Genomic DNA, 10568 nt, shown 5'->3' with positions numbered 1-10568 from the left:
GGATCCGTTCAGCCATGGTGCGACTCCCCTCCTTGATCGTCGCTGCTGGTTCACCCTATAGCCAGGCGCCTGCTGCGGGCAGCGCCGATCGATCGCTGCGCACAGTGCCTATCGATCGCTGCGCACAGTGCCTATCGATCGCTGCGCGATATGCGAACCAAGCCGTCCGCCCATGACTCGTTCGTTCGCCCTGTGACCGAGGTCACGGGCATGTGTGCCGCTGCGAGGGCCGCACGAGGCCGCGCTAGAGCGCTGGCGCACCAGGCCCCCTGCGCACGTCGTACAGTCGTAACCGTGGGCGAACTGGAAATCATCCGGGCCGGCTTCGGGGCCGAGGCGGTCGACTATCAGACCGCGTGGGACGACCAGCGCGCGCGGCACACCGCGCGAGTGGCCGACCTGGTGCCCGATACCGTCATCCTGCTCGAACATCCGCCGGTGTACACCGCGGGCAAGCGAACCGAACCGATGGACCGGCCGTTCGACGGCACGCCGGTGGTCGACGTGGACCGCGGAGGCAAGATCACCTGGCACGGCCCCGGCCAGCTCGTCGGGTATCCGATCGTGCGAATGCCCGAGGGCGTCTACGTGGTCGACTTCGTCCGGCGGGTCGAGCAGGTGATCATCGAGGTCTGCGCCGATCTGGGCCTGCACACCGAACGCGTCCAGGGCCGCTCGGGCGTCTGGATCCCCGGCGACGGTCTGCGACAGGACCGCAAGGTGGCCGCGATCGGGTTGCGCTTCGCCAAGGGTGTCACAATGCACGGTTTCGCCCTGAATTGCGACAATGACCTCGATTGGTACCACCGGATCGTGCCGTGCGGAATCCGTGACGCGGGTGTTACAACACTCAGCGAGGAACTGGGCTGCCGGGTGACGATCCAGGAGGTGCTGCCGCTCGTCGAGCGCCACCTGGGGCTGCTGACCGAACCCAAGGGGGCGGCCACCGACCGGGTCCGAGTCCGACCAGTACTGATCGCGAAGGAGCCGCGGCCGTGACCACGATCGAGGACGGCAACACGCCCCTGACCACGACCGGTCCGGACGGCCGCAAACTGCTGCGGCTCGAGGTGCGCAACTCCGCCACGCCAATCGAGAAGAAGCCCGAGTGGATCAAGACCCGGGCGAAGATGGGCCCGGAGTACACGCAGCTGCGCAGCCTGGTCAAAAGCGAGGGCCTGCACACGGTCTGCCAGGAGGCGGGCTGCCCGAACATCTTCGAGTGCTGGGAAGACCGCGAGGCCACCTTCCTGATCGGCGGCGAGCAGTGCACCAGGCGCTGCGACTTCTGCCAGATCGACACCGGCAAGCCCGCCGCCCTCGACCGTGACGAGCCGCGCCGGGTCGGCGAATCGGTGGCCACGATGGGCCTCAAGTACGCGACCGTGACCGGCGTGGCCCGCGACGACCTGCCTGACGGCGGCGCGTGGCTGTACGCCGAGACGGTCCGGCAGATCCACGCTCAGGTGCCTGGCTGCGGCGTCGAGCTGCTGATCCCGGACTTCAACGGCGAGCCACAGCTGCTGGCCGAGGTGTTCGAGTCCGCGCCCGAGGTGCTGGCGCACAACGTGGAGACCGTGCCGCGGATCTTCAAGCGCATCCGCCCGGCCTTCCGCTACGACCGCTCGCTGGATGTGATCCGGCAGGCGCGCGCGGTCGGCCTGGTCACCAAGTCGAACCTCATCCTGGGGATGGGCGAGGAGCGGGCGGAGGTGTCCCAGGCGCTGGTCGACCTGCACGAGGCGGGCTGCGAGCTGATCACCATCACGCAGTACCTTCGACCCTCCCCAAGGCACCACCCGGTGACACGATGGGTGAAGCCAGAGGAGTTCGTCGAGCTGAAGCAGGAGGCCGAAGAGATCGGCTTCGCCGGAGTGATGTCCGGACCGCTAGTGCGATCTTCGTACCGGGCCGGGCGGCTCTACCAGCAAGCGATCGCGGCACGTGCGGCCTAGTGCAGTGTGACCGGCGGCGCGGTCTTCACCGGGAATTGACCGGTGCGCAGTAACCTTGCAACACGAGACAGCAACCCTGAGTGGTGCTGATCCGACCTTGAGATTGGGGGCACGGAAGCATGACGGTGACGATTGACAGCGCCGCGGCGACCCGGGCTGCGGCACGGCGTGGAGCGGTGCGGACCGTGTTGAACACGGTCGAGTGGGTTATCTTCCGCGGCGACGGTCTTGCGGTTGCCCGGAACAACGCCTGGGCAGCGGTGCAGGAGGACCGGGCTCGGGCCAGAGCGCGGGCTGAGGCGTCCACGGCGCTGCTGGCCCCGCATTCGGAGCCGCACGCATAGGGCACCCCCGCGCCGCACGCCGCACACTGCGCGCTGCGCTGCAGTAACGCTCACGTTGTCGACGTACCGCGCCACCCGTTAATTCGAGCAACGTTCGCCGCGCTGGGTGATCTGACGACTCGTCAGCCTTCTCCCGCCTCGCCACCGATACCGAAACAATCACGGCGGTCCTAGCCGGTGCGGTAACCACCGCGCCGGGGACATATCCTTTTGAGCATGGCGCGTAACCCCTCCCCTGAGCCGACCGTGAGCCCGGCGGCACCGTCAGAACCGCCCTCCGGCCGTCTCAAGCAGTTCGGCTACGCCTACAAGGTGACCAAGGAAGTCGATCCGCGGCTCACCACGGCGATGCTCGGCTGGGGCGGCGGCACCGCGGCCTTGGTGTTCGTGCTGTTCTTCTTCCTGTTCGGCGGCAACATCATCGGGATCGTCTTCGCGGTCCTGTTCGCCATCGTGTTCGGCGCGCTGGTCGCGCTGTCCACGCTCTCTCGCAGGGTGCAGCGCACCGCGTACCAGCGCATCGAGGGACAGACCGGCGCGGCCGCCGCGGTACTAGAGCAGAGCCTCAAGCGCGGCTGGGCGATGACGCCGGCCGTGCAGTTCAACCGGCAGCAGGACTTGGTGCACCGGCTGATCGGCCGGGCCGGCATCCTGCTGGTCGGCGAGGGCGACCCGGGCCGGGTGACGCAGCTGCTCGCTAACGAGCGCAGGGCGATCGCGCGGTATCTCGGCCCCGACGTCGAGGTGGAGTCGGTAGTCGTCGGCGACGACACCGCAGCCGGTCAGATCCCGCTCAACAAGCTGTCGCAGACGCTGACGAAGCGCGGCCTGCGCGGCCGGGCGAAGCTGACCTCGTTGCAGGTGAACGAGTACCAGAAGCGGCTGGCCGCGATCAGCAGCGGCCCGATGGCGAACATGCCGAAGGGCCCGATCCCGCGCGGCGGCCGCATCCCGCGCGGCAACATCCGCTAGTGCCTCGGTAGGGCTCGGCAGGCCGCGTTCACGCACCGCCTTCAGCGAGCCCCATCAACCAACCGGCGGCCGGGATTCCTCCCGGCCGCCGCTGCCTTTCGCTTCCGCTACGCCCTGATCTCCACCGTGCCCGCGAGTCTGTCGTGCAACCCGCGGCCGTCCCGGTCCCAGATCACGGCCGGGACCACCAGCAGGAGCAGCACCGTGCGCAGGATGACGTGCAGCGGTGTGAGCGGCCCGCCGAGCTTGCCGACCCGCAGTCCGAAAAGCCGCTTGCCGAGCGTCGCGCCCCAGATCGAGAGGAGAACCAGGTGCTCGGCGCCGAAGATCGCGATCGTGCCCCACTGCCCCTGCGCCGACGAGGGATGCCAGCCGAAGGCCACCGCGATCAGCTCCGCGATGATCCAGTCCACGACCAGTGCGCCGAGCCTGCGCCCCTGCGTGGCCAGCGAACCCGGGCCGGACTCGGGCAGGCCGAGGCGCTGGCCGCGATAGGCCCACTCGTCCTGCGCCGGCTCGGTGCGCGGACCCTCCAGCCAGCCGCCGACCGCCGACCGCGCGTCGGAGGCTCGACCGGCCTTCTCGGAGCCGAGGGAAGCGCCGGAACCGCCAGGCTTGCTACCGCCCGCGCCGGCTCCCTTGACGGTCCCGGCAGCGCTACGCTTGCCGGCACCCGAACCATCACCACGGGCGGCGGACTTACCCGCGGGCGCGGAAGACTGTGTCATGCGTCCACGGTAGCCGTCCGAAACAATCAGGCGGCGCGCGGGCTGCGCTTCCCAACCGGCCACCCGGCCGTCCAACCGCCCGCCAAACCGGCCCGCGCGCGTCGCGAGGTGGCATGATCACGTCGCGTGTAACGTGCAGGAAACAACAGGGACACGGACGGGAAATGGCTCCTACCTATCGTTCCCAGCCAGAGCCCGATGCGAAATCGGGCCTGCGGGACCGGCCGTACCGCAGCGCGGCGGCAGGGCGGCTCCTTCAGGCGCGGACTGTCGAGGCCTTGGCGGGAAAGCAGGCGAGCCGTGTGGGGGCTTGCGCGCACTCGCCGACGTTCCAAACTACACAGCCATAGCCCCCGCTCTGTGCCCATCGCGTTCCCGAGTCCGGCCGGCCAAGTCCGAAGCCGGCTGCATCGGGTCGAGGAGGAATAGTGACATTCCAGAACGCCGACGAGGTGCTCAAGTACCTCAGTGACGAAAGCGTCCAGTTCGTGGACGTCCGGTTCTGCGATCTGCCCGGCGTCATGCAGCACTTCACCGTGCCGGTGGAGTCGTTCACTTCGTCCGTGTTCACCGACGGCCTCGCCTTCGACGGATCCTCGATCCGCGGCTTCCAGGCCATCCACGAGTCGGACATGCAGCTGCTGCCGGACCCGGCCACCGCGCGGCTCGACCCGTTCCGCAAGGCGAAGACCCTCAACATCAACTTCTTCATCCACGACCCGCTGACCGGCGAGGCCTACTCGCGCGACCCGCGCAACGTGGCGAAGAAGGCCGAGGCGTACCTCAAGAGCTCGGGCATCGCGGACACCGCCTACTTCGGCCCCGAGGCCGAGTTCTACGTGTTCGACTCGATCCGCTTCGACAGCAAGGTGAACGAGTCGTTCTACCACATCGACTCGGAATCAGGGCACTGGAACACCGGTCGCGAAGAGGCCGGCGGCAACCTCGGCTACAAGGTGCGCTACAAGGGCGGTTACTTCCCGGTCGCGCCCTACGACCACTACGGCGACCTGCGTGACGACATGGTCGCCGCGCTGCGGGGCGTCGGCCTCGAGGTCGAGCGCGCGCACCACGAGGTGGGCACCGCGGGCCAGGCCGAGATCAACTACAAGTTCAACACGCTGCTGCACGCCGCCGACGACCTGATGCTGTTCAAATACATCATCAAGAACGTCGCGCTCGCGAACGGCAAGACGGCCACCTTCATGCCGAAGCCGCTGTTCGGCGACAACGGCTCGGGCATGCACACGCACCAGAGCCTGTGGAAGGACGGCAGCCCGCTCTTCTACGACGAGATCGGCTACGCCGGCCTGGCCGACACCGCGCGCCACTACATCGGTGGCCTGCTCAAGCACGCCCCGAGCCTGCTGGCGTTCACCAACCCGAGCGTGAACTCGTACCACCGCCTGGTCCCCGGCTTCGAGGCCCCGGTCAACCTGGTCTACTCGCAGCGCAACCGCTCGGCGTGCATCCGCATCCCGATCACCGGCGCCAACCCGAAGGCCAAGCGCATCGAGTTCCGCGTGCCGGACCCGTCCAGCAACCCGTACCTCGCGTTCTCCGCGATGCTGATGGCCGGCCTCGACGGCGTCAAGAACAAGATCGAGCCGATCGCCCCGGTCGACAAGGACCTCTACGAGCTGCCCCCGGACGAGCACGCCGCGGTCCCGCAGGTCCCCGGCAGCCTCGACGCGGTCCTCACCGCGCTGGAGGCGGACCACGACTACCTGACCGCCGGCGGCGTGTTCACCCAGGACCTCATCGAGACCTGGATCGCCTACAAGCGCTCCGCCGAGATCGACCCGATCCGGCTGCGCCCGCACCCGTTCGAGTTCGACCTCTACTACGACATCTAGGCACCCACGCTGACCTGCGGAAACGTGTATATACACTGCTAGATCGAACTCAACCGTCTCAAGCCCGTGACGTGCACATTCACTGAGCGGGGAAGCCTCAGATCCAGCTTTGACCTCGCCCATGTGCAACATGTGCTTGGAGGAAGCAGGCAGAAAGCTTGGCCTTCGGCCCGGCCCCGTCATTGCGCGGGACCGGGCCGAAGGCCGTTAGCCCCAGGTCTGGGGCCTCCGCGAAGTTCGGCTATACAGGACTGGCCAGATCTCGATCAGGGCCACCCTCCCAAAGGACCAGATGGGCTCAATCCTGGATGCCAAGGTTCTGCCGCAGCAGATCGCTGAAATGCTGCGGTTGACGGGGGCGCTGGGCATTATCCAGCAGGAGCATGTAGTAGTAGCAGTCGGCGTCTCGCCAGACATGCGCATCAGCGTCGACACCTTCGATCCGAATCGCTCGCGATCTCGTGCCCAACTGGGCTTGGGCCGCTCAGTTGGCATGCTGCACACCGATCCGGACGAGTCCGTCAGCTCGGCAGCTTTGGCGAACGGGGCCGATGAAGTCGCTGGCGGTCTCTCTCGGGTCCTCTTCGCCCAGCTCGCGATGTAGTTGAGAACCAGACTGCCTCGTTCAAAGTCATGCGCCAACCAGGAGGCGAGCCACGCGACAGTCCATGCCTTCGCTGGAGCCCGCGGCGCCCGGGAAGCGCTTAAATCTACCCAGGCCTGGGATACCTGGGTAGGATTCCATACATGAGTAGCTCAAAGGACCGCTTGTCACTGCGGTTGTCGCAGCTTCCGCCGACGTTCACCGCGCATGCGGCAGCAGATGCTCGGCTCTCTGCGCGCGACTTGGCGGTGCTGCGGGAGGCAGGCGAGATCGACGAGCTCTCGCGCGGCGTCTACCGGCGCGCCGACGCCGAGCCGACCGCGCACTTGGACCTGCTCGCCGTGTGCGCACGAGTTCCGCAAGCGGTTGTGTGCGGGGAGTCCGCCCTGAGCCTGCACGAACTGATCGACGACATCCCGCACGAGGTCCACATCGCCGTGCCGCGCGGCAGCCACCGCCCCTCCATCAGCTACCCACCCACCAAGGTTTCCCAGTACGCCGCTGACACCTTCGGCTTCGCGGTCGAACGATTCGAGGCCACACCAGACGAGACCGTCCCGGTCTACAGCGCGGCCCGCTCCGTGGTCGATGCGATGCGACTGGGCGGAGCAGCCGGGCGCGGCATCGCCCTGTCCGCGCTGAATCGGTATCTGCACCGCCACGGTCAGCAGGGCGTCGCCGATCTGCAGCACGTGGCGCGCGAACTCGGTGGCATGTCCGCCCTTCGCCCGGCGATCGAAGCGGTGCTCGCCTGATGCCCAACCCGACTCGTGACACGGCGGCCGGCCGCATCTACAACGACCTGCGCAACCTCGCTCGTCGCACCGGCGCACTCACCGACCAGGTCATGCTCGAATACCTACTCGAACGCTTCCTCTACCGCGTCAGCGTCCACCCGCTCGGCGGGCAGCACTTCGTCCTGAAGGGCGGGCTACTGCTCGCCCAGTTTGACGCGCGCCGTATCACTCGCGACATCGACATCCTCGGCCGGGCGTTCCCCGGCGACGAGGAAGAGATCATCCGCCGGATCACCCGGATCGCCGCCACCGACATCGACGACGGCGTCACCTTCGAGCCGGACACCGTCACGACCGTACCCATCCGCCAAGACGACGAGTACCACGGCCTACGCCTGGCCATGGCCGCCACCTTGAGCCGCGCGCGCCTGAAACTGCAACTCGACGTCAGCTTCGGCGACCCCGTCACGCCTGCCCCGACCATCATCGAATACCCCCAATACCTCAACGATGAGACGTTCAAGCTCTACGGCTATCCCATCGCGACTGTCATCGCCGAGAAACTCTCCACCGCCATCGCCCTCGGCGACCTCAACACTCGCGACCGTGACTACGCCGACCTCCACCAGCTCATCACCCGCCATCCCCTGAGTGGCGACGAACTCGCCACCGCTCTACGCAATACCGCCGCCCACCGCAGCATCGAACTGCGCCTGCTCAGCGACGCGATCTCCGACCTACCCGGCCGCCGCCAAGCGGCTTACTCAGCGTGGCGGCGCCGCCAGGGGCAAGCAGCCAAGAACCATCCCGAGGAATTCGCCGAAATCATCTCCGCGGTCATCGCGTTCGCCGACCCGCTCGTAAGCGGTACGGTCCAGGGGAAAACCTGGCTTCCCGAAACTACGCGATGGACGTGAACGCACCCGGGCATCGAAGCTGCCGCCGGACGGCCAGGAGGTCCGACTGACCCACAAGTCAGAATCCTGCGGTTGCAGTTCGTCCGCCGAAGCGCCTCTCATGTGCAACGAGAGTGCAATCTTGTGCAACAGAGGTGCGTTTTCCACGTCAGGTGGGCTACCCGAGCTTTCCTACGACATCTAGACACGCGCTCAAGCAGCGCTGAGTAGAGACGCCTGACGTTCGGCCCGGCTCCCGTCGCACATGGAGCCGGGCCGAACGCCGTCGCGTTGCGCAATTACCAGTTGCCGGCCCGCTGTCCTACGGTGTGATCAGAGCCGAGTAAATGTTCTGATCGAGCCCGCCAGTGTCGTCGAAGCAGGTGGTCGCCGACGAGGTGCAGGCGCCGCCGGTCTCGGGGTCGCCGGCCACGTCGGCTCCGTCGTTGTCACCGCTCGGGTCCGGCATGCCGACGGTGTTGCGCTGGTCGGTCCACACCGCGCCGACCGTGCTGCCCTGCGCCGCAACGGTGATGTAGTCACCGAAGAAGGGCACGAGCCGTCCGCCGAACTGTTCGTAGTTCAGGTTGGTCTGCGCGTCCGTGACCTGAACGCTCGGGCTCCAGTTGGCGCCGCCATCAATGGATTCGGCATACCGTACGTTCAGGCACGCGGACGTCTGCCCGCTCGCGCTATTGCACGGCGGCCGGGTTGCCGCGTAGTCCAGATCGCCCCGCGAGTCGTACCAGATGGCGCTGATGCGGCCCGACGAAGCGGCCAGGAACGGCATGAACTGGTGCCCGGTCTCGCTCGGCGCGAGCAGCGCGGGGCCGCTCCATGTGGCGCCACCGTTAGCGGAGCGGACCGTTTCGATCTGCCCCTGCCCAGAGTTCTGGGCCGCCTGGAACGCCATCACCACAGTCCCGTGGACGTTGTCCGCGGCCAGATATGGCCCGGCCAGGTCGGAACGGGGGAAGGTGAATCCGGTCGGGCACGCGAACGGTGCGTCCCCGCACTCGCGGGCGCCATTGCCCGAGAACTGCGAGAACACGAACGGCGCGTACGTCACCGCGAAAACGGCCTTGCTGAACGTCTGGCCGAAGTCGACGGACGAGGCGAAAACCGCGCCCGACACCGCGCCGGGTGCCTTGCTCAAAGCGCCGCCGGTGTTGCCCTCCCAGCCGATGTAGACCTGCCCCGAGGGGCCGATCGCGATCGACGGGCCCTGATTGCCGCAGATCCCGGAGGAGATCTTCAGCGGCGCGCTGAACGTCGCACCGTGGTCGGTCGACCGGCTGAACAGGATCTCGTTGCAGCCGGCGCCGTGGAAGTCCGACCAGGCGGCGTACACGTTGCCGGTCGCCGGATCCACGGCGAGGTTGGTCTTGTCGTTGAAGGAGCCCTTGCCGAAGGTGTTGGTGGCGAGGATCACGGTGCGCACGTAGTGCGCGCCGTCCGTGGCTGGATTCCCAGGATCGTTCGGCGCGTAGGTCGCCACCCAGATGTCGCCGGTGTTGTCCCGGGTTCCGCCGGACACGCCGTTCTCGACGCCGCGGTTGAAGTTGTTTCCCATGTAGAACAGGTCACCGCTGCCGTCCCACGCCATCACCGGGTCGCCGGCCGCGGTCGCGCCCGCAGCCACCTGGGCGCGCAGCGGCGACGAGGCGCCCTCGGACGACATGTCGCCGTTGTAGGCCGGCAGCAGGCTGTCGGTCCAGCTCATGCCAGAGTTTGTGCTGCGGTAGAAGCCCGCCCAGGCGTCGCCCGCTGTCGGCACTGTGCAGTAGTCGTTCGAACCCGACGTCCACACGCTTGGGTCGCGCGGGTCGATCGCCAGCGTCGGCTCGTTCTGCATCCGGCGGTCGATCCCGCACCGCATCAGCACCGGATCGGTGTAACCGCCGCCGGCCAGCTGGTCGGCGCTGCGATATGACCCGTTGGCGCCGTTGTCGACAGTGACGCGGACGTTCGTCCCGGCGCTCGGCGCGGGGCCTGCGAGCGCGCTCGTGCCCGCGGAAGCCACTGTCGCGAGGGCTGTCGCGACGCAGAGCACCATTGATCTTGATCGCATTGCTCACCTCCACAGGTGGGTGGCAACAGGTTGGCCACTCCTGGCGAGTCTGCTCCCGCCGACCGCGCTTGTCGACGCTGCGGATGCGGGTTATCACGCGGCGTGGTCCGGTATCGGGAGCCGGGGCCGGACCACGGCGCGCTGGTGTCAGGGGACGGCGACCCGCGCGATCAGCTGCTGCTGCCGGTCGGCCGGATTCGGGCGGTGATCGATCAAGGCCCGCCGACGAAAACTCGTTGGCGGGCCTTGGCGTTGCGCTTTGCGCTAAGCGGCTTCCAGGCTCATCCGAAGCTTGTGCGTGACCTCGCCCTTGAACTCGCCGTCAAAGCCGAACGTGATCGTGCCCTGTCTGGTGACCGCGAACGACAGATCGACGACGCCGTTGTTGAGCAGGAACGGATCATC

The 10568-nt window shown here is 67.5% G+C and carries 9 protein-coding genes; 7 read left to right on the top strand and 2 right to left on the bottom strand.

Annotated elements, in window-relative coordinates:
* Positions 1–294 precede the first annotated feature (294 nt).
* The 3 genes from lipB (at position 295) to VN779_RS18550 (ending at position 3271) form a co-directional block, all read left to right on the top strand.
* Entirely contained in the window at positions 295–999 is a 705-nt protein-coding gene (lipB, locus tag VN779_RS18560) for a lipoyl(octanoyl) transferase LipB (RefSeq protein ID WP_325725025.1), read from the top strand.
* Positions 996–1955, top strand: coding sequence for a lipoyl synthase (lipA, locus tag VN779_RS18555; RefSeq protein ID WP_325725023.1), 960 nt, complete (start codon positions 996–998; stop codon positions 1953–1955). Before lipB ends, lipA begins: the two co-directional genes overlap by 4 nt.
* A 560-nt stretch (positions 1956–2515) precedes the next feature.
* The gene (locus VN779_RS18550; protein WP_325725022.1) at positions 2516–3271 is read left to right on the top strand and encodes a DUF4191 domain-containing protein; all 756 of its coding nucleotides are present in this window, start codon (positions 2516–2518) and stop codon (positions 3269–3271) included.
* A gap of 107 nt (positions 3272–3378) precedes the next feature.
* On the opposite strand, the gene VN779_RS18545 is transcribed toward VN779_RS18550, so the two are convergent.
* Positions 3379–3999 carry an RDD family protein gene (locus VN779_RS18545; protein ID WP_325725021.1) on the bottom strand — a complete coding sequence of 207 codons (621 nt, stop codon included), beginning with the start codon at positions 3997–3999 and terminating at the stop codon, positions 3379–3381.
* 428 nt (positions 4000–4427) lie between these two features.
* Here VN779_RS18545 and glnA point away from each other — a divergent pair, with 428 nt between their 5' ends.
* From glnA to VN779_RS18525, 4 genes are all read left to right on the top strand, one after another.
* Complete coding sequence (gene glnA / locus VN779_RS18540; RefSeq protein ID WP_325725019.1) at positions 4428–5855, top strand: type I glutamate--ammonia ligase; 1428 nt, start codon at positions 4428–4430, stop codon at positions 5853–5855.
* 292 nt (positions 5856–6147) lie between these two features.
* Positions 6148–6459, top strand: a complete 312-nt coding sequence (locus VN779_RS18535) for a hypothetical protein (protein WP_325725017.1) — start codon at positions 6148–6150, stop codon at positions 6457–6459.
* A gap of 143 nt (positions 6460–6602) precedes the next feature.
* The gene (locus tag VN779_RS18530; RefSeq protein ID WP_325725015.1) at positions 6603–7214 is read left to right on the top strand and encodes a hypothetical protein; all 612 of its coding nucleotides are present in this window, start codon (positions 6603–6605) and stop codon (positions 7212–7214) included.
* On the top strand, positions 7214–8113 hold the full coding sequence (locus VN779_RS18525) for a nucleotidyl transferase AbiEii/AbiGii toxin family protein (RefSeq protein ID WP_325725013.1): 900 nt from the start codon (positions 7214–7216) through the stop codon (positions 8111–8113). Before VN779_RS18530 ends, VN779_RS18525 begins: the two co-directional genes overlap by 1 nt.
* A 301-nt stretch (positions 8114–8414) precedes the next feature.
* Here VN779_RS18525 and VN779_RS18520 read toward each other — a convergent pair whose 3' ends face one another.
* Positions 8415–10163 carry a sialidase family protein gene (locus VN779_RS18520; RefSeq protein ID WP_325725011.1) on the bottom strand — a complete coding sequence of 583 codons (1749 nt, stop codon included), beginning with the start codon at positions 10161–10163 and terminating at the stop codon, positions 8415–8417.
* Positions 10164–10568 lie beyond the last annotated feature (405 nt).

It is taken from the genome of Actinocrinis sp., from assembly GCF_035605935.1.
Classification (GTDB): domain Bacteria; phylum Actinomycetota; class Actinomycetes; order Streptomycetales; family Catenulisporaceae; genus Actinocrinis.
This window is presented reverse-complemented; position numbering and strand designations above follow the sequence as displayed.